A 20,823-nucleotide genomic window follows, 5' to 3' on the forward strand; every position below is an offset into this window, starting at 1 on the left:
CAAAACAACAACATTAAATAGTAAAAGAAAATGAAAAGAATCATATTTAACACACTTATAGTCGCTGCTCTCGTTATTACAGGAATGACATTAACAAGTTGTACCAGCGACCCAGAGCGTCCTGAAAACGAAATTAACAATAAACACCACGAGGACCCTACCTCTGCTGTATTCACACTCATAGAAGGAACATTAAAGGAAGGCAAGCTTTTTTCAGCCGACCTTACCCCTAACGATGTTACGCTCGCTGACAGCAAACAAACTATCACATATGCTGTAGATGCTACCCACAGCAAGAAAAAACAAGGTTTCCACATTGACCCTGCTAAGGGAGCAACAAAGTTTGTTGTGAAGAATACAGAAGATAACCCCAACACGGTGTATCTTCTAAAGCTGGATTATTATAATGTAAAACATGAACTTATGAATGATCAGTTTTTCTTAAACCAGCAAGACCGAATACACCAGCACTTCTTCCAACTCTATCAGAAAGACTCAAATGGGATTTCTATTCGTGAAACAGATAAGCGCAAATTGCCTTTCGACTATGTATATGCCGACGAATTTAATAACAGCTTTATAGGGAAAACCAATCCTATGGGCTTCAAGGGCTTTATTGTCTTCAAAGAAAAGGGCAGAAAATTTGAACTTAAAGTAGCATTGATGCACGCTGGTAATGCGAGCAAATTTGACAACAACCATAAGGCATCCGAATTTTATACGCCTTCACCTAGTCAGATCGCAAACTCACTTTGGGACTTTACTGCTGCGCTTCCTATCGAAATTCAAGAATAACTAACGATTAGACAAAAAGGAAATGAAAAATCTATTTCAATACTTATACATACTTGCCGCAAATATGCTTGTGGCTCTTGCGCTAACTGCATGTAGTAGCGATGATTATCTTGGTGTAACAAATGGAGAAGAAGATAAGCAGCTTCCCGAAGTTACTCAAAAACTTTCAGGCCCTATGCCTGCAAGTGTTGAGATAAGAGTAATATATGGTCATCTACATGGTTACACTAGCTTCCACGAAAATCCTCCAATAGAAGGCACCACCTTCCTTAGTAAGAACCCTACCTTTAAGTTTACGCTTAAAGATAACCAGTGGGTACCCGATAAGGCAAACCCTAAATATCTTTATGCCTTTAGTTCTGGTAAAATGTTCAACACAGAGTCTAGCACTCCTTACGCTATAGATATTCATTACTTCAATGAGAAGGGAGAAGATATTACCGAGAAAATGGTAGCCGATGGTAAGGATAAAAAGCTACAACACTTCTTTATTCCAGAGAACATCAAGCCTTTAAAGGATTTTGATAAAACGATCGACAATCCTAATAACAATGAAATATTCCGTTACGATTACATTGACCCTACCCCATTTGGAAAGACGATAAAAAAAGATGGTGCAAAGTATAACGGACTTAAAAATCCTATGGGCTTTAAGGGATATATCACCTTTGGTTACAGTCGCCATACATTTAATCTTGCAATAAAACTAATGGAGGCAAAAAATCAAAAAACAAGTAATCAAAAGGAACTCGATTTTTTCTATAACGACCAAATAGGTAAAGTTGAGCATAATCCACAAAAAATAGCGTCATGGCTTCCTACTTCTGAACAAGAGAAAAACGATCTTTGGTATCCCACTATCAACATTCCTGTTATGGTTTACATAGATTGGTGTGAGGAATATGTAGGCGATGTAAAAATAGATGATGGAAAACTACCTAAGCTTGAAGAACTTTCACCTAAGACACAGCGCTTGGTAAAAACCATTCACGACAATCTTCACATCCCTTATAAAGAAATATTGGAGAACTTACATTATCGACTTTACGGCGATACTGACCCTGAATCGGGTAGCTATTGGTTCTAATAACCAATAGTAATTGAAGAAAAGTAGCAATGTATATCAAATAAAAAACTCAATTTTTTTTTATTGTACTGATTAAGTGGAGTGGCGTCGTGAGATGGTATTCCACTGCTTTTTTTTATATCTATAGCAAAGCTATATCGAATACCTTTACATCAACAAAAAAGCCTCTAGAATAAATTTTCTAGAGGCGGTATAAAAAAAAGTGAAATATTATATTTATAAATGGAGATTATGCCCCATACGATCTTGCTTTGTTTTAAGATAACGATAATCGTATTTATTAGGTGTTACCTCTATTGAAACATTCTCGGTAATCTCCAAACCGAAAGCTTCTAGCCCTACACGCTTTGTAGGATTGTTAGTCATAAGGCGCATCTTATGCACACCTAGATGGCGAAGCATCTCGGCGCCACTGCCATACTCACGCTCGTCTGGACGAAACCCTAAGTGGATATTAGCGTCTACAGTGTCTAAGCCTTCTTCTTGAAGTTTGTAAGCTGCTATCTTGTTCATCAAACCTATACCACGCCCCTCTTGTTGCATATAGATAATAACCCCCTTACCTTCTTTTTCTATCATCTCCATAGCCTTATGAAGCTGCTCGCCACAATCACAGCGACGACTGCCAAGAATATCGCCCGTTGCGCATGAAGAATGAACACGCACTAAGATGCTTTCATCTTCTTTCCATTCGCCCTTAACAAGCGCCATGTGTTCCAATCCGTTGCTCTTCTGTAAGAAAGGTATGAGCTGGAAGTTACCATATTTCGTAGGAAGGTCTACTTTCTCACCCACTTCTATTCCCGCTTCTCTTTCTAAGCGATAGGCTATGAGGTCTTTAATACTGATAATCTTCATACCCCATTCCTTGGCTTTGATCTGAAGATCGGGCATACGTGCCATCGTACCATCTTCATTCATAATTTCCATTAACACACCTGCAGGATAACAGCCTGCCAAACGACAAAGATCGACAGCCGCCTCCGTATGACCAGAACGACGCAGCACACCATTGTCTTGTGCGTAGAGAGGATTGATATGACCGGGACGACCAAAGGTTTCAGGTTTTGCATGAGGATCGGCAAGGGCTTTTATCGTTTCGGCACGATCATGGACAGAAACACCTGTAGTACAGCCTTCTAATTTATCAACAGTAACAGTAAATGGAGTACCTAGCATAGAGGTGTTATCAGAAACTTGGTGAGGAAGATCTAGCTCTACTGCTCTTGCATTCGTAATTGGTACACAGAGCACACCACGCGCATTCTTCAACATAAAGTTCACCTTTTCAGGGGTGATAAGTTCTGCTGCCATAATGAGATCGCCCTCGTTTTCACGATCTTCATCATCAACTACAATGATAAATTTACCTTCTTTAAAGTCTTGTAAAGCATCATCTATACTATTCAACTTATATTTCTCCATAATAATATTACTATTTAAAATTACATTTTTCTATTTATAGTTTTTCCCAATCTCTTCTATAATATTTGTATTTGTAGAAGTGATTTCTTTTAAGTCTCTATACAAACGGAATCTAAAACGCCACATTCTTAGATAGAAGAATATACCTACAGGAACCATAATTGCAGAGACAATGTTCATCCATCTATGTTCAAACGGACGTGTGTGTGCCTTGGTAGCAATGATAGGATATTTGTTTAACTCACCAAGGATAATACGATTTTTGGTGTTGCCTAAATCTTCTATCACTCGCTCTAATATATCGCTTAGCTGCTCTATCTTATGATCAGGGTGGTACTCAAAGAACACTTTTATAGGATTTGGCAACAATGTTAAACGTTTCGCCTGCGCATAACTTCTTATCTCTGCGGTCAATTCCTCTAAGATCTTTGCATCTTCTGCATAATGAGGATCGGAAATCAATACTTCTTTTCTCACAATGTTACGCTTCATACGCAATCCGAAGATACGCATCAAGGCGTTTTTGTACATATCGGCATTGAAAACTGCTGAGTCGTTGTTGGCCTTATAAGTAAAGAAAATTGCCATTGGGATAAGTACCGCTGGCGAAAGTCCTTTACCAAACCATATCGCCCAATCGCCTTGTCGCGACATTTTATATCCTGTATTATCCAAGATATAAAAGATGATAAATACCAGCACACTGATAATAATAGGCAAACCAAGTCCACCTTTACGAATAATAGCACCCAATGGCGCACCTATAAAGAAGAATATCAAACAAGTAAGCGCAAGGGTAAACTTATTAATTTCCTCAATAGCATGTTGCCGAAGCAGCTTATCGCCATCGCTTGTTACCATACTCTTAAACTCAAGATCGCCCACTTCCTGCTGAACATTTGACAGAGCCATATCAACAACCTCTCTACGCTTATCAGCCGAAAGCTTCGTATAAATAGAGTCGATATTAAAGCCTTTCGATTGCGTTAGCGTTTTCACACTCGAAAGTTGAGTTTTATTAAGTTTTGGACGCGGGTAATATAGCTCCTTTGCTTCTTTATAATATGCCCGTCCCACACTGTCGTATACTTGTACTAGCGAGTCTTTGTCGTGTTTTATTTTCGCCAAACTCTTCGTTCGTGCATCATTCGATAAGCCTGCAGCATCGGAAAGACTAAAGTCGTCACTAAAGTCGATTACTATCTTTTTATGTGCAAATGTTTCTCTACGATAAGGCACACTAGCACTATTGCCAATTCCTTGGGAACGCATATTCTCAAACCACTCACCATTCCATAAGTTTAAGATGAGGTGTTTCTTCTCCGCAGTAGATTGAAGCATACCAGAGTCGGCAAGAATAATAGCCTGATCTTCATAACTATCCGTCATACGATACACCATAATATTATATAGATGCCCCGTGTTAAGATCTTTCTTCTCAACATAAAGATTGGTCTGCGGAATACCATCATAGAACACTCCCTCTGGGATTTCTAGTTCTGGACTCTTTTGCTTCATAGAGATAAGAAGCTGATAAATATGCTTCTGGGCTATAGGTGCCACATTGTTCTGAAAATAGAAAGACAGAATAGTAATGAGAATAGTAGTAGCAATTAGCCCACGAAACGATTGAAATAAAGATATTCCAGCCGACTTAATTGCCGTTAGCTCAGAGCTTTCACCCAGGTTGCCATAGGTCATCAATGAGGATAACAATACGGCAAGCGGTAAGGCTTGTGGCACCAACATCAAAGCCATGTAACCAAAAAATTGTGCAAGCACATCTACAGTGAGACCTTTACCAATAAGATCATCAATAGAACGCCACAAAAACTGCATCATCAACACAAAGAGGCTGATGAAGAAAGTTCCCGTGAAAAGCATGCCAAACTGCTTGGCTATAAATATGTCTAGTTTCTTGAAGCGTAACATATATGAATGGACAAAGACATTTGTCTATCTATCAAGGGCAGCTTGCTACTAGCAAATAGAGCGCAAAATAATATTATGCGCTAGGTTACTATCCCTTATATTAAATGCAAAAGTACATAAAAATATGGTAGAACTAAGCTTTTTTAGTTTTTTTATTCTTCCGCACAAAATAGGATAAACGATTATCGAAACAAAACCATTAAATACCAGTTATAAGGTGCAATCGCTTTATTTTAGAATTCCAAAAGTTGATAATCGAGTCAGTTTCTTCCTCATCCACTTCTTCAGTAATCAGCAAATGATAATTTTCGGCTATCTCATTCTTAGCCATTTCAATGGTTGTTTCACAATCTTCGTCGTACCATCTTAGCCGAATACGTTCATTTGGAATTTGCTCTACGACAGTTGCAACTCTTGTCTCATGGTCGCGCAATGGGTCACCCCATATAAATGTCAGCTCATTACCTTCGATACTAACACTATCTGCAATCCATTTGTTTAAGCCTATCACGGTACCTATAAGTGTCCAAACAGTAGTCTTTGATCTAGTTTTCAATTCATAAGCCAAATTGATTGTTTTTGCCATAAGTTTATTTTAATTATGGATATATCTAAATATCGTTTGCAAAAATATAACTTTTTTCGCAGCATAGTACATTTTTTTTGAAATATTTTTTGGTCGTTTCCAAGTTTTTCTATAACTTTGCACTCGCTTTTAAAGCAGTAAAGGATGGCGGGATAGCTCAGTTGGTTAGAGCGTCGGATTCATAATCCGGAGGTCCGGGGATCGTAGCCCCGTCCCGCTACAATAATTATCAAGGAGTTACAGAGCTATCTGTAACTCCTTTTTCTTTGCTAATAAAATGTAGAGGTTACAACTACCTTTTCCCTACTGAGCTATTTTCGCAGCCTTGCATAATACGGAATAGAAATTTTCGTAACGATCGTTCTTACACTAACAGGATACCTGCTTAATAGTAATTGCTGACCTTTAAGGGCATAATCAGTCATTAAGAATTAAGGGAAATAGGGGGAAACGCATAGAATGTAACTATTTGAAATAGCATTATTTAGCATTTCTCTGCTATTATAAGGGTAAGCGAAAACGAGCATCAAACGGCAGGAGTTCCGTTACCAAATCGTAACCCACCCGTGAAAAAGTAAAAAGGGGTTACGAATTGAAGGTAAACAACTGTGTCATAGGTTTTTATTCTTCATCTTTCATTTTTCTGCATCGCTCAGGAAGACTTGTTCATCTGTACCTTTGCAAGCAAAGGAAATTTAGAAAAAACGACAGAAAAATGAAGGAAAACAAACTGAAAGTATCGTTCTTCGTTCAGGCGAAACGAACCGACAAGAAAGGACTTGTGCCTGTCATCGGGCGCATCTCAGTTGGCAGAACCCATTCGGGCTTCTCCACCAAATGCAAAACTCCGCTCGCTCTTTGGGACAGCCGTAAGCAACGGCTCATCGGAAAGAGTGCAATGGCGGTGTCTGTCAATCAGAAACTCGGCGAATGCACCGCACTCATCCACGCACGCTTTCACGAGCTCAGTGAAAGAGAAGAAGCCTTTACCGCCACCGATGCGAGGGATGCCTATCAGGGGCAAATCCACCGTCAAGCCTTGCTCTTGGAGAGTTTTGGGGAGTATCTTACACAGACTAAGGAGCGTATAGGCATCGACCGAGCCTTGAAGACGTTCAAACTCTGTACCTATCAGCTATCCTTGCTCCGTGAGTATGTGCAGAAGAAGCACAAGGTATGCGACATTCCCCTTTCACAACTGGACAAAGCATTTATAGAGGGCTTCGAGTATTATCTCACCATCGACCGCAGACTGAAACGCAGCAGCATATCGAGTGCCTTGTCCACCTTGCAGACCATCGTCCGCATGGCGCTGAAGAAAGGTGTGCTGGATTTCTATCCGTTCTTGGGCTACAGTTACGAGCGACCAAAGGGTGAACCGAGAAGTATCACGAAGGAAGAACTTGAGCGCATCATCGACTTGGAGATTGAATGGGAGAACTACCGCATTGTCCGTGATCTCTTTGTCTTTTCCTGCTTCACAGGTCTGGCAATCTCAGATGTCCGCAATCTTCGGGAGGAGAATATCGTCACTGAAGAAGGCAAACTCTGCATCAAGGGCAGACGCATGAAGACCAAGACCCCGTATCGTGTACAGGTGCTTCCCCCTGCGCTGACTATCATGAATCGTTATAGAGGGATAAGGGCAGGCTTTGTTTTTGACGTGCCGACCACCGACATTGTCCTCAATGGTATGCACTACATACAGAGAAACATCGGCATGGAAACTCCGCTAACCTTTCATATGGCTCGCCATACCTTTGCGTCGATTATCACGCTCTCGGCAGGTGTACCTATCGAAACGGTGAGCCGTATGCTCGGACACACCAACCTGAGAACAACACAAGTATATGCAGCGGTTTCCTCCGAAAGAATCCATCGGGATATGCAAGCGATACAGCAGCGAATACAAGATACATTCACCTTAAAACTTTGACATTATGGCACGAAGCACATTCAAGACACTATTCTATATCAATCGCTCAAAAGAGAAAAAGAACGGCAGCTGCCCGATTATGGGACGCATCACCATAGACGGTGAGCAGGTGCAATACAGCACGGGAAAGGAAATCGCTCCCGAACTTTGGGATAGTCGTAAGGGACGGTGCAAAGGAACGGGCGAAGAGATAAAGGAAATCAACCGCTATCTCCAAGCCAAAGAGGAACAAGTCAAAGCGAAGTATCAAGAATTAGTCTGGCAACGTGGCTATATTACCGCTGAGCTACTGAAATGTGAACTCATGGAAGAAGACAAACCTAAAGGTTTTCTTTTGGAAGAAGCACATCTCTTCATTGAGGATAAACGTCCCTGTGTGGGGGTAACGATTGCCAAGCCTACCTTTGCTAATTACATCTATGCAGCGCAGCTCATAAAGTCCTATCTGCGTGAACGCTTAGGGCTGGAGGATATCCGCTACTCTCTGTTGGACTATGGTTTTATCGAGGGGCTGGACTTCTACCTTAAATCAGAGCGCAACCTTTCTCTTGCCACTATTCAGGTAGCGGTCATCTTCCTTAGGAAACTCATCGGCATCGGTCAGCAGAAGAAGTATATCCGTATCGATCCGTTTGCGGACTACAAGGCAGAACTGCCACATCGCACACGCAGGTATCTCACTACGGAGGAATTGCAGAGGGTCCTGCAAACACCCATAATTGACAAGCAGTTCGAACGGGCAAGGCAACTCTTTCTTTTCTGCGCCTTTACTGGTCTGGCTCGTGTGGATATTCTCTGAACTCACAGCCCAAGTACATAAAATTGGAGTGAACTACAATCAGGTGGTACGACTGATGCGCCTTTATACGGCAGAGAAAAGCATACAGGCATTGTTGTGGGAGCTTATCGGTTTGACAAAAGAACTCACTGCCTTGCAAGAAAAAGCAGTGAGTTTAACCATTGACTATCGAGAGAGATAAGGAATGTGCGATGGAATTAGATGTCCCCAAGCATTTTTTGCAGCAGATTGCCCGATGTTCGAGTTATCTGGAAATCCACCGTTTGGTTTTCTACAGTTTTTATGTCGGCTGACTTGAAACGGCATAGTGCTTCCTGGCGCTCCAATGTGTCTCGGACGGGAGACAGGTCTCGTATCTGTCCTGCAAACGTTCCATAGGGAGATTGCAGACAAATTATTTGTCCCTTCATCTTGTCAGGACGCTTGTTTTCAAACTTAAGCAAGATGGTTATATTTGTGCTGTCTACTGGTGTGGTAGCCGTTTTGTGTATGGTAGCCGTACCCGAATATACTTGTTTATAGGGCAGGTAATAGGCTACAGCAAAAAGGCAGAGCAACACCATTCCGATGGCGGTAATGCCATAACGGATAAGCGAGGAGGGTATCTGTCCCACGATACTGCGTACTTTCTCGCTGCGAAGCTCAAGACTCCGTTCCTGTTTCTTTTTCTGCTCTTCCATATCAGTTACCCAATTCTAATTGATTCTTTACTAAGGCAAAATATTTACCACGTTTAGTAGTCAGTTCCTCGTGTGTACCTACCTCTACAATTTTACCTTCATCCAAAACTACAATTTGGTCGGCATCGCGAACAGTGGAAAGGCGGTGTGCCACTACTACAACAGTTTTTCCCTTGTAGAACTCCGAGAGGTTTTCTGTAATGGCTCGTTCATTGTTGGCATCGAGGGCATTGGTCGCTTCATCCAAGAAGACGAACATTGGATTCTTATAAACTACCCTTGCTATCAAAATGCGTTGTCGTTGTCCCTGACTAATGCCCTGTCCGTCCTGTCCTATCATCGTGTTGTAAGCTAAAGGCAGGGCTTCGATGTAGTCAGCGATGTTTGCCACACGGGCAGCATGACGGATACGTTCGATGTCGGGCTCATCGTCTGATATGGCAATGTTCCTCGCAATGGTATCGGAAAAGAGATACCCCTCCTGCATCACCGCACCGCATTGGCTTCGCCACCAGCCGAGGTTGTATTCACTCAAATTGGCATTGCCTATCTCGATGTTTCCATTCTGTGGCTCATAGAAACCCAAAAGGAGTTTTACGAGCGTGGTCTTTCCACTTCCGCTCGCTCCCACGATTGCCGTTACCTTGCCGTTGGGTATGGAGAGATTGATGTCGGAGAGAATATCTTTCGGACTGTAGATGTCGTATTTAAAGGAAAGATCTTTTATCGTGAGGGAATGTCCCTCGGCTGTTTCGTCCGTATAGGCATTTTGTGTCTTTTCCGCATTTTCTTCGTTGGTTTCGGTATGGATTTCGTTCATGCGGTCAAGGCTGATGCTCACGTCCTGCCAAGAGTAGATGAATTGGATGAGTTGTTCTACGGGGCTGTTGAGTTGCCCGATGATGTACTGTACTGCCAGCATCATACCAAGTGTCATACTGCCATGTATCACGGCAGTGGCAGCAAGTACCGTGATAAGTATGTTTTTTACCTCGTTGATGGTAATGCTTCCGGCTTGTTGTACTTGCTGAAGATTGAGTGATTGCAGGTTCACCTTGAACAGGTCGGCTTGCACATCCTCCCATTCCCAACGTTTGCGCTGTTCGCACCCCTGCAGTTTGATTTCCTGCATTCCATTGATGAGCTGGTAGGTAACGTTACGGTTTCGCCCTGCCTGCTCAAAATATTTATAGTCGAGCTGCCTGCGCTTTTTGAGAAAAAGGATAATCCATCCGGCATAAAGCGATGTACCAAACAGGAAAACAAGGAAGATTCCTATGTTATAGACTGCAAGCACAATACCGAAGACAAGGAATGTGAAGAAAGAGAAGAGCAGGCTCAGACTGCTTGAAGTAAGGAACTGCTCCACACGTCGATGATCTTCAATGCGTTGTAGCAGGTCGCCCATCAGTTTGGTGTCGAAGAACTTCATCGGCAGTTTCATCAATTTGATGAAGAAATCCGATATGAGCGAGATATTAATACGTGTGGAGATGTGCAGGAGTATTTTGGAGCGGATAAAGTCGATGGCAGTACGGCTGAAGAGGAGCATCGTCTCCGCCAACAGCACTAACCACACAAAGCCGATGTCCTTTCCTCCGATACCCGTATCTACTATAGCTTGTGTCAAGAAAGGAAAGATAAGCTGCAGGAGCGAGCCGAGCAACAAGCCAAGTATCAACTGCGTAAAGAAACGCTTGTACTTCTTTAGGTAGTTCCAAAGAAACTTTACTCGGTTTTGCGTGGGGATTGTCTCCTCACTCTTTTGAGCGTAGAATTGCTCCGTTGGCTCAAGGAGCAGGGCTATGCCTTTCTCTTCACCACCAGTCTTGGTGCTTACCCAATGCTCGCAGAATTCCTCTTTCGTATAGGTTACAAGTCCTTTGCCTGGGTCTGCTACATAGACCGAATATCTACCCTTGCGATGCTTTTTTATCTTATAGACAACAACAAAATGATTCTGATTCCAATGGACGATACAAGGCATCGGAGCCTCTTGGGATAGCATTTCAAAACTCAAACGTCCTCCAATAGTCTTGAAGCCGATGGTTTCTGCTGCCTTGCTAATACCTAACAAAGACACTCCGTCTTTGCCTAAGGAACAGATTTCCCGTAATTGTTCCCTTTCAACTTTCCGACCATAATGTTTGGCTATTATCGCCAAACAAGAGGGACCGCAATCCATTGCATCTTGTTGTTTAATATATATCATAATGATGAATACAATAATAACTTGTTACTTTTATAATCGTATGATTTCGCTACTTGTTGCTCTTCCTTTATATTTGCTGCGCTGTGGGTTAAATGAATAGCGCAACTGTAGCATTACACCCCGTGTATCAAGTTTTCTGTTTTTTGAGTAATAGACATCATTGATGTGGCTGCTCCATCGCTCCTTGTCGGTATTGAATAAATCTGAAATCTTAATCCACACCGCCAACTTGTTTTTTAGCAAAGAGGCATTCAGACCGATGTCGGTACGGAAAGAGGGTTTGAAATCAGACAAATAGAGATTGCCTGCTGCCGTTCCCCATATGTCGAACGAAAGATTGACGTGTTTCGAGAGGCGGAAGAGATTATCAAGTTCATAACAGAAATAGGGTTTATTGTAGTTTCTGCCATGATACGTAAAAATTTGCTTGAATACACTCATTTCAATTTTAGGACGCCAGAATTTTATCGTTGATGAATAACTCACCGTCGCGCTCCATTCCCGATAATGTGGAATGTTTTCTGTCGTAAACAACATCGCTGAAGTACTCTCTAACTTCTTGGTTGTTCGCATGAGACTGTTCTTATACCAAGTATGTGTTATATCAATCATCAGACCTTTCCACGAAAACACGTAATCCAGAATATAGTCATTGGCCGACAGCAGCAGTGGGTTGCCTCGTTGATAGGTATATTTGTCCACATATACAGTGCTGCTGTTTAATTGCCCATAAGAGGGGCGATGAATGGAGGTCGTGTAACTCAATGACATGGAGACAGCATTCTTGTCATAATCTATCTGCAAGTAGGGTAAAATTTTCTTATAGTCTTTACTAACCTCCTCATTGAGCTTTTCATTATGAAAGTATTGATAATTGACAATTTCTATGCGCCCTCCCGCTTCTATGGAAAAATGCCCGAAAGTCTTCGACAGTGAAGAAAAGAGCCCCCACAATCTTTGGCAGTTTTCATCTTCGCTTTCATTTAAAGCTGTATTGCTCGTTTTGTTTGCATGATATGAATATTTGTTTTTCGTGAAAGAAAATTCCAAACCATAATGTAGCTCTCCACCCCACAATGGATTAAGGATTTCAGCCTTGCCTGTATATAGGTGATAATCGGATTTATTTTTGGAATCCACATCTTTTTTCTGTGCCCAGGAGGTTTCGTATTGAGAAAGTGCTTTCCCTTGCATATAATCAACATTCATAGTCAATCTATTACCTTTCCCCCAGGAGGTGATGTAATAGGCATTCAGTGCATGATTTGTTTTTTCATTTTTTCCCAGCAGCATGACATCTTCCGAATATTTTGTGGCATTATTCACTGAATATATGCTGGTTCCGCTCATTTCATCTCTGTTGGATGGTGTCCGGGAAAAGTTGTATTTCATGCCAAAGTCATTTTTCCCATTGTTGGAAAAGTTGAACCCCGAGCTTACATTGAATAACTTGTTTCTAATATTATTGTTGAACGATTGGTCTACATTGATGGCGTTACTGTTATGGTCAAAATCAATCAAATTTCCTGTCGAACTTTCTTTGCTATCATATCGGAAGTCCATACCACCGAAAAAATCCCAATTTCTCAAGCGATAGTTCAACTTTCCAAACTCTAAATGATTGAAATGTTTTACCAGAGTTTCGCATGCTGTAAGATTGACGCTCAAGCCTTCACCTTTCCGGATAGTCCTTATGTTGATGACTGCTTTTACGTTGTTTCCATAGTCCGTACCTGGATGAAGATTGATTTCAACATTTTTTACCTCATCACTGGAAAGTTTTTGCAACTCACCTACATCGTTGATCTTGATGTTATCTATATAAATCAGGGGTGTTCCTCTGCCAAAGACAGAGATACCTTCCGTTGTACGGCTGACAAAAGGCATCATGGACAGAACCTGAATGGCATCTCCTGTTCGTGCCAACAAGGTGTGCTGCACATTGACTTGCATTTTCCCTCGATTCATTTGAATGACAGGACGTTTCCCGGACACTACCACTTCATTCAGTTGTTGTGTCTCTTCAATGAGTATAATGGTTCCCATATCTACACGAGGAGTCAAATATATGTTTTTGTAGCCAAGACTGCTTATCTTGATAAGACAGTCATCCAAAGACAATTTCTTCGGATTCGACAGCAGAAAATGCCCATCATCAACTGTTACTGCTCCTGAAATAAAAGTACTGTCTGATTTTGTCAGCAGGACGACATTGGCATAAGCAACCATCTCGCCACGCTCATTAGACACTTGTCCTCGTATCTCCTGTGCATTGAGAGACAAGTTCAATAATAAACTTAGGATTATTAGAAAAAGTTCTTTCTTCATAACTTCATCTGAGATAAAATCTTGTCAATATGTGTTTTATAAAAAGAGCAGGCTACCTTGTTTACACCTTGGTCAATTTCTCTATCAAGAGGACAGCCTCCTCCACAAACAGGTAAGACGGGACAGTCAATACATTCAGAATTTTCAAGATGATTGGCCGTGAAAAAACAAGAAGACAATCTTTCCAGTGATATACTTTCTTTTATAATATTTCCTATGGATTTATTTTTATTCCCGACATGTTCTATACATTTGAAAATTTCTCCATCTGGCGTTATTGCATATGTTCCTACAGAGTTATACATACAGGGGGAAGCAATATCAGGGAGGAATAAGTTTCTTTTGTTATTAATTTTTAGTTCATCAATCCGCATTAAGTAATCAAAATAATCTTGATGATTCATACAAGAACCTTGTGTATCAAAATTAGTACGGTCTTTCACTATATTGTAATTTAATTGTATTCTTTTTTTCTTCATTTGAGAAGGGAATTCTTGATTAAAGAAAACTAATAATTTCTCATACTCTTGGAAGTTTGTCTTATCAATCGCTACCTGTATGGTTATGGGAATGGAAGTCTCAGATAACAATCGTTTGATGCCTGAAATTATAATATTAAATGAGCCTTTCCCTGAATGAAAATATCTTCTGCTATCATGTATTGTTTTTGTTCCATCCATTGAAATCTGAATGAACTCTATAGATATTTTTTTGAGAATATCAATAGCATGGCTATTCAATAAACTACCATTAGTAATCATTGATGATGAATAGTTAACATGCTCCATTTCTAATTTTTTGGTAATATTTTCTATAGTCCTTATATTCAATAATGGCTCTCCTCCAAACCAAATTATAGAAATCTTTTTCTCTTTGTTTTTCACTAAGAAGCGGACAATCGCATCTTCCACATCTTCTGTCATGTTAATTTTTCTTTTATTTCCAGCTTCAAAGCAATAAGAACATGAGAAGTTGCAGTTCATTGTTGGACAGATATAAAGCACTATTCGATTATTACGAAACATTTTGGAATACTGAATGTATTTATATTTTTGTATTTCTTCTTTTCTTTCATTTATAATAATTCCCATATCAATTAATTGCTTAATTATATCTGAATTATTTTCTATTGTGAATAAACCATTAAAGATGTCATTATCAAGTTGTACTAATGCACTTGTAAAAGTGTTGAAAATGGAAACTTTTCCATCTCTCTTTGCGTAAATATTATATTTAGAAAATTCCATTGATAATATCTAAATTATAATGGAAAGGTGTAGTTGACTCAATCCCACACCTTTCCATAGTTAATAAATTATGGGGATAGAGTTACTGATGCTTCCGAATTCTCAGATTCATCTGTTAAAAAAGCAGGGCCTTGATAACCACATTTACATTCCATAGAAGTATAGCCTTTTTTGCAAGAAACTTCTACCTGAGAATCGACACCTCCAGTAAGGAAGTTCATCTCTTCATCACTCATGGGGTTTAATAAATCTGTTCGCCCACGGTTTAAGATTTTTAAATCGTTCATAATTTCCTTTTAATTATGTTTTTCTACTCGTGTCGCCTTTTGAATCCGCGTCCTTTATTTCATACAGCTTTCCGATAAAGTCGGTAAGGAAATTGCTGCACTGTAATCAATTTTACAGCTTCCAAACGACTAAGTTTGTGTTTTAAATCTCTGATTGCGTTTTTTGATTTACTTACTAATACTTCTCATACAAAACCTTATTACGTCCTTGCAAGAGAGCAATAAGTTAGTTTCTACTTAGTCAGCAGTAAGCAATACCGTTCCATATGAGAACCTTCCACTCTCGGGTACAAGGAGAAGTATCTTGTCCCCTTGCTTTATTTCCTTTGTCCTTATGAGTTCTTCCAATCCGACATAAATGGCTGCTGACCCGATGTTGCCGACAGAAGTCAGATTTGTAAACCATTTCTCTTTTGTCAGAGCAATGTTGCGAGCAGCTATTTCATCATTTAATTTCTCATAGAAAAACATTGATGATACATGAGGTATGACATAATCTATCTCTTCTGCTTTTACATGATGTTTGGCAAGTACGGTTTCGATATGGTCTACCCAATACTTAATAATGTGCTTCTTTAATTGCCGTATGTCCTGTTTGCCAACAAGTACAGCGCGCTCCTTAATCTCATCAGGAGAGAACTCTTTCCAACTTTTGAGTCGTCCGTTTTCTTGTAACTCTGATGCCATAAACATACAGGTCGGTAGTTCGTTGGCATAAGAAGTCATATCAACCCATTCGATTTTGAGAGGACATATTCCTTCGGGATGATCTTGCACCAATACCGCTCCTGCACCATCAGAAAGCATAAATCGCATAAAATCCTTCTCAAAAGCCATATAAGGGTCTTTGTCAGGATTGTCATGTGTAGCTTCATACTCAGGGTCATAAAATTTGGATACCAATGCAGGTGAAGTTAATTCTGATGCCACGCATACAGCTTTTTGATGCAGTCCTGCAAGAATATTGCTATAGCATATTTTCAATGCCTGCAATGAGGTAAGGCATACACCTGCAGAGGAAAATATTTCCATAGGATAGTTGGCTAATTCTCCATGAACCATAGACGCATGGGAAGGAAGCAATTGATCGGGTGTGCTTGTCCCACAAGCCAAAAGGGTCAAGTCGTCAGGAATACTTCCATTTTCAAACAGCCCACATACGGCTTCTTTTGCCAATTCTGCATTCGAGTGTGTTAGGCTTTGGTTTTTGTCCAACCCGTAATATCTCGTTTTGATGCCATTTTGTCTAAGGACAATGGAACGAACCCTTGACGGATTTCCACCAATTTTTCCGATATAGTCTTCCATATCCTCATTGGCGATGGGAGAATTAGGAAGATATGCCGATACGCTATTGATATATGCTGCTTTTTCCATAGGAATATTATTTGGTTATTAAATAACCCGTTGGCGGAATTAAGCCAGTGCATACTTGACTCTTCCAATGGGTCTATTATTAATGTGATTTAAATATTGCATTGCGGTAAAGGCACTGATTTTACCGATAATTCTTGTAAACAATCCTACTGTTTCCTTTGCATAGTTGCGGCAAATCATAAATTGGTCGCACATCTGCGAGAAGTCTGTTTCAATCCTTTTTCTCGCCTTCGCAAAAGGAATAAAAGTAGGTTTCCAATTCTTTTGATTGTGCCGATAAGGAACTTCCAATCTGATATTTGCGGTTTCAAATAAGTCCAGTTGCGCCGTTGCACTGATGTAGCCTCTATCTCCAAAAATGCAACAGTCATGATATTCATATTTTACGTCTTGTAAATAACGAATATCGTGGACATTAGCCTTTGTTAGGTCAAAAGAATGTATCACGCCACTTAATCCACAGACAGCGTGCAACTTATAACCATAGTAGTATGCGCCTTGCGATGCACAGTAACCATATGCAGGGGCTGTTCTGTATTCATCTTTGCCCATCTTACAACGCTTGGAGCGGGATAGTCTGCACACCTCGATTGGCTTGGAGTCAATACAGAAGTAGTCCTCTGTACCATCTATTTCCAGTGCCATACGTTTTCTTATGGTATCACACAGATTGCTGGTTAGTTTCCTACGGTCATTGTATTGGCGGCGTGAGATAAGGTTCGGCATTTCCTTTACATACTCTTTCAACTTAGCAAACAACAGGCATTCGCTATCAATGCCCATTGCCTCGCTTACTATGGAAAGCGATACTATTTCAAGGTCGCTAAATCTCGGAACGACGCCTGGGCGTGGAATATTACCTTGCTCATTTACTAAATCTTTTGAGAATAGCTTGCATATATCAAGGATTTTTACGAAATTTGTATATAAGTTGTGCATACTGATTTTATAACTTAATGTATTGAGCAACACTAAGTTACAAATAAATTCTTGTATGTACAACTTTTCTTTCATATAAATTTATCTATTATTTTAATTCCGCCAACGGGTTATAAAAAATCATACAATAGAGTTAAAAGCAAAGTTAATGTTGCACTACAGCCTATTCAGTATATTATCCAAACTCTTTACTTTATTCTTGCGAGAAGTCTTGTTGACATTGTATTTAAGGTAAATAGAAAAATATCGCGAGTCTGCGTTGTTTCTTTGTAAGTTGTTAATGTTTAAATACTTGACTTCCCAATCGGAGTTTTCGGTACGAAAAAGGTCGTTGCAAGCAATATTCAGTTGCATTCTCTTATCAAAGAAACTGAAAGTAATGCCAGTGCTGGTGCTGAATGCCGGATATTGTTTAAAGACGGTATCTTCTGTCTTTCCGGTATAATTCATTCTCACGTAATAGTTTATATTATCCCGTAAGCGATAGTTATAATTAACCGACACATAGACAGAGGTAAAAAAACGATGTTTTTCAACCTGTAAATTGTCTAATTGATTTTTTTGCGCTAACAGTGCACTGTGGAAACCTATCTGATGCTTTCCAAATCGTTTCGTCAGGTTTGCTCCGATGCTTATTTGATGGTTCTTCGCTATATTGACAGGAATTACTTTAATCACTTGTCGGTTGGCAGCATCAGTCATCGGTACTTCCTGTATTTGGTTCCTTATGAATGAGTATTCCGCATAAAGGTTCAAGATATTGTCGTACAATGCACTTAATGAGAAATTGTTAAAGTAAACCGGTTCCAAATTCGGATTTCCTATTCTATAACTATACTTGTCGTAATAGGTTATGATGGGATTTAATTGTTGATAAGAAGGAAGGTTCATCTTTCTGTCGTACGTCAGGGAGAGGTTCCATTTGGAAGACAAATTTACCTCCAAAGACATAAACGGGAACAGACTGTTAATCCGTTTTGTTTGTCCGGCATATTCTTTCGTATCTTTATATTTCAGCCTAACCGTTTCGTATCTGATACCTGCTTGAAGACCAAATTTATTTAACTGCTTTTTCAGGTTGATGTAATATGCAATCTGTTGTTCTTTATGTTCTCCCTCGTTATTTATCGCATTCGCCTTTTCCGCGTTATTATAGGAAAAGGTATCGTTCGTCAAGTTCATATAGTCCAAGCCCAGATTTCCGTCGAATGAACGCCAAAATGTGCCCACATAGTTTAGCTGAGCCAGATAAACGTTATAACGTCCTTTATAAGTTATGCAAAACTCATTTGTCTTTTGTTTGTTGGAGTTCTTGATTGCTTGGTTGTCATCAGAAGATTGATATATGTAGTCAAGATTTAATTCTAAATGACTATCTTTCAATATCGGCAGATTATAGAAGAGGTTCAACCGATTATTCTTTTCATTGTAATTTGGTGCAATCTCTGTGAATATCTGTTCGTGCAAACCGGGTTCAATATACTCTGTGGTACTTTTGTTAATTGGCTTGTTTCCCGTGTAATAGAAATCATCATATAGCTGTAAGTAGTGGTTGTTGCTGAACTCATATTTAAGTCCGAGCGAAGCATCGAAGCCTTTTCGTTTGTTTTGTATCGACTGCCGACTAATGTAGTGGACATTATTCTCTACATTTTGTGTTTCCACAGTGTAGTAATTCAAATCGTTACGGAAATTCGTGATAACTCCGCCATTAAGTGTTATTTTATTTGATGCGAGATAAAAGTTGGCGTTTTCTGTATTGGAAATTTTCCTACCTACTTTCGTCCTCTGACTTATTTCCACAGAATTACCACTGCGCTCCTTTGTGGTAATTCGCAAGACTGATTTATACTTGCTGTTATACCGCACGCCTGTATTTTTCTCGAGAGCGACTGTTTTAATAGAGTTTACACTTAGGTTTTCTACCTCTGAAAATGAAGATACTACACGATTATCTATCAAAATAAGCAGATTGTCTTTGCCAATTAGTTTTATGCCGGAATTATCAGCCATAACTCCCGGCATATATGCTAAAACATCAATAGCGGAAATCATATCGGCAAGCGGAGTCCCCTCGACTTTCATCGCTAATGAATTATTCGTTCTCTTCCAAATTTTATGAGAAGCCGTAACTGTAACTTCGTCCAAGAAAGTTTCATTGCGTAGAAGCTCTACTCGCAAGTGGATATTCTGATTGGAAGTAACTGTAAAGGGGATTCTCTGTTTTTCATAGCCTATACATGAAACTTCCAAGAAGTAGTTTCCAACACCTATCTTGTCAATCACGAAGGTTCCCAATTGGTCTGTTACTGTTCCAGAAACAAATGCAGAATCTTCCACATTTTTAACCATCACATTACAATACTCTATCGCATTGTTGTCATGCTGTACTACTCCCGAAACCTGCTGTCCATAAGAACTCTGTATAGACAACAAAACAAGAACTAATAAGCTTACAAGCTTCATCTCCCTACTTAATATAGAGAAGATGTTTTTGAAAACACGAGAACTTCTCATTCGAAACATAAAATTACAAATAAATATCATTGTAGATATTTGGAGCATGAGGACAACTAGGGTCTGGATAGTCCCATTTGTCTGTTCCATATGCCGCAATTACTTCTTTCCAACATACTCCACCTGACTGTTGCCGACAAATTGTGTATACTTTACAAGTCTTACAAGAGCTTTCATCACTTATATCTTTTTGAGGTAGGTTGTATAAATACTTAGCTTTATCTGAAGTCCAAATCTCAGCAAGAGAAGATTCTAATATATCTCCAACAATAAATTTAGAGTTCCAATAAAGTTGCTCACATATAGTAACTTTCCCATCAGGCAAAATAAATAAGTGAGAATAATTTGCAGTACAAAGAACCCTATTTTCTATAAAATCATTATTCTTTTTCTTCTGACTTTTATTTACGTTATTATACAAGCTATTTGCAAGAACTCTTATAGGAACAGCCCACATACGGCTTCTTTTGCCAATTCTGCATTCGAGTGTGTTAGGCTTTGGTTTTTGTCCAACCCGTAATATCGTGTTTTAATCCCATTCTGCCTCAGTACAATTGAGCGAACCCTTGACGGATTTCCACCAATTTTTCCGATATAGTCTTCCATATCCTCATTGGCGATGGGAGAATTAGGAAGATATGCCGATACGCTATTGATATATGCTGCTTTTTCCATA

15 protein-coding genes, 1 tRNA gene and 3 pseudogenes are annotated in these 20,823 nt (G+C 39.8%); 6 read left to right on the plus strand and 13 right to left on the minus strand.

What is annotated here, in order from left to right:
- The first annotated feature begins 30 nt into the window (after positions 1–30).
- The gene (locus PREBIDRAFT_RS08905) at positions 31–795 is read left to right on the plus strand and encodes a hypothetical protein (protein WP_004339753.1); all 765 of its coding nucleotides are present in this window, start codon (positions 31–33) and stop codon (positions 793–795) included.
- A 22-nt stretch (positions 796–817) separates the two neighbouring features.
- Complete coding sequence (locus tag PREBIDRAFT_RS08910; protein WP_004339755.1) at positions 818–1,882, plus strand: hypothetical protein; 1,065 nt, start codon at positions 818–820, stop codon at positions 1,880–1,882.
- 216 nt (positions 1,883–2,098) lie between these two features.
- Here the strand turns inward: PREBIDRAFT_RS08910 and PREBIDRAFT_RS08915 are convergent, their stop codons facing one another.
- The 3 genes from PREBIDRAFT_RS08915 to PREBIDRAFT_RS08925 form a co-directional block, all read right to left on the minus strand.
- Positions 2,099–3,307, minus strand: a complete 1,209-nt coding sequence (locus PREBIDRAFT_RS08915; RefSeq protein ID WP_004338572.1) for a bifunctional 3,4-dihydroxy-2-butanone-4-phosphate synthase/GTP cyclohydrolase II — start codon at positions 3,305–3,307, stop codon at positions 2,099–2,101.
- A gap of 30 nt (positions 3,308–3,337) precedes the next feature.
- A complete protein-coding gene (locus PREBIDRAFT_RS08920; protein ID WP_004338573.1) occupies positions 3,338–5,239 on the minus strand; it encodes an LptF/LptG family permease in 1,902 nt (633 codons plus the stop codon).
- A 199-nt stretch (positions 5,240–5,438) separates the two neighbouring features.
- Positions 5,439–5,825, minus strand: a complete 387-nt coding sequence (locus PREBIDRAFT_RS08925; RefSeq protein WP_004339757.1) for an START-like domain-containing protein — start codon at positions 5,823–5,825, stop codon at positions 5,439–5,441.
- A 146-nt stretch (positions 5,826–5,971) separates the two neighbouring features.
- Here PREBIDRAFT_RS08925 and PREBIDRAFT_RS08930 point away from each other — a divergent pair.
- From PREBIDRAFT_RS08930 to PREBIDRAFT_RS08945, 4 genes and pseudogenes are all read left to right on the plus strand, one after another.
- Positions 5,972–6,045, plus strand: a tRNA-Met gene (locus tag PREBIDRAFT_RS08930).
- Positions 6,046–6,540: 495 nt separating this feature from the next.
- Entirely contained in the window at positions 6,541–7,761 is a 1,221-nt protein-coding gene (locus PREBIDRAFT_RS08935; protein ID WP_004338576.1) for a site-specific integrase, read from the plus strand.
- Between the two features lie 4 nt (positions 7,762–7,765).
- Positions 7,766–8,554, plus strand: a pseudogene (locus PREBIDRAFT_RS08940) (phage integrase SAM-like domain-containing protein); the annotation flags it as partial.
- 1 nt (position 8,555) lies between these two features.
- A pseudogene (locus tag PREBIDRAFT_RS08945) lies at positions 8,556–8,741 on the plus strand (plasmid mobilization protein); the annotation flags it as partial.
- Positions 8,742–8,757: 16 nt separating this feature from the next.
- Here PREBIDRAFT_RS08945 and PREBIDRAFT_RS08950 read toward each other — a convergent pair.
- The 10 genes and pseudogenes from PREBIDRAFT_RS08950 to PREBIDRAFT_RS08995 all read right to left on the minus strand — a co-directional run.
- Complete coding sequence (locus PREBIDRAFT_RS08950; RefSeq protein ID WP_004339759.1) at positions 8,758–9,240, minus strand: hypothetical protein; 483 nt, start codon at positions 9,238–9,240, stop codon at positions 8,758–8,760.
- Position 9,241: 1 nt separating this feature from the next.
- A complete protein-coding gene (locus PREBIDRAFT_RS08955; RefSeq protein ID WP_004338584.1) occupies positions 9,242–11,452 on the minus strand; it encodes a peptidase domain-containing ABC transporter in 2,211 nt (736 codons plus the stop codon).
- A gap of 30 nt (positions 11,453–11,482) precedes the next feature.
- Complete coding sequence (locus PREBIDRAFT_RS08960; RefSeq protein WP_004338586.1) at positions 11,483–13,780, minus strand: outer membrane beta-barrel family protein; 2,298 nt, start codon at positions 13,778–13,780, stop codon at positions 11,483–11,485.
- Complete coding sequence (locus tag PREBIDRAFT_RS08965; RefSeq protein ID WP_004338587.1) at positions 13,777–15,027, minus strand: radical SAM/SPASM domain-containing protein; 1,251 nt, start codon at positions 15,025–15,027, stop codon at positions 13,777–13,779. Before PREBIDRAFT_RS08965 ends, PREBIDRAFT_RS08960 begins: the two co-directional genes overlap by 4 nt.
- A 68-nt stretch (positions 15,028–15,095) precedes the next feature.
- Entirely contained in the window at positions 15,096–15,314 is a 219-nt protein-coding gene (locus PREBIDRAFT_RS08970; protein ID WP_004339761.1) for a hypothetical protein, read from the minus strand.
- A gap of 237 nt (positions 15,315–15,551) precedes the next feature.
- Positions 15,552–16,691, minus strand: coding sequence for a StlD/DarB family beta-ketosynthase (locus tag PREBIDRAFT_RS08975; protein WP_004338592.1), 1,140 nt, complete (start codon positions 16,689–16,691; stop codon positions 15,552–15,554).
- Between the two features lie 39 nt (positions 16,692–16,730).
- Positions 16,731–17,705, minus strand: a complete 975-nt coding sequence (locus tag PREBIDRAFT_RS08980; RefSeq protein WP_004339762.1) for an IS982 family transposase — start codon at positions 17,703–17,705, stop codon at positions 16,731–16,733.
- Between the two features lie 81 nt (positions 17,706–17,786).
- On the minus strand, positions 17,787–20,096 hold the full coding sequence (locus PREBIDRAFT_RS08985; protein ID WP_048740451.1) for an outer membrane beta-barrel family protein: 2,310 nt from the start codon (positions 20,094–20,096) through the stop codon (positions 17,787–17,789).
- A gap of 64 nt (positions 20,097–20,160) precedes the next feature.
- A complete protein-coding gene (locus PREBIDRAFT_RS08990; RefSeq protein ID WP_004338738.1) occupies positions 20,161–20,604 on the minus strand; it encodes an SPASM domain-containing protein in 444 nt (147 codons plus the stop codon).
- Positions 20,592–20,822 (minus strand): annotated as a pseudogene (locus PREBIDRAFT_RS08995) (3-oxoacyl-ACP synthase); the annotation flags it as partial. The gene PREBIDRAFT_RS08990 and the pseudogene PREBIDRAFT_RS08995, both read right to left, overlap by 13 nt.
- Between the last annotated feature and the right edge of the window lies 1 nt (position 20,823).

The organism is Prevotella bivia DSM 20514 (assembly GCF_000262545.1).
Taxonomy (GTDB): Bacteria; Bacteroidota; Bacteroidia; order Bacteroidales; family Bacteroidaceae; genus Prevotella; species Prevotella bivia.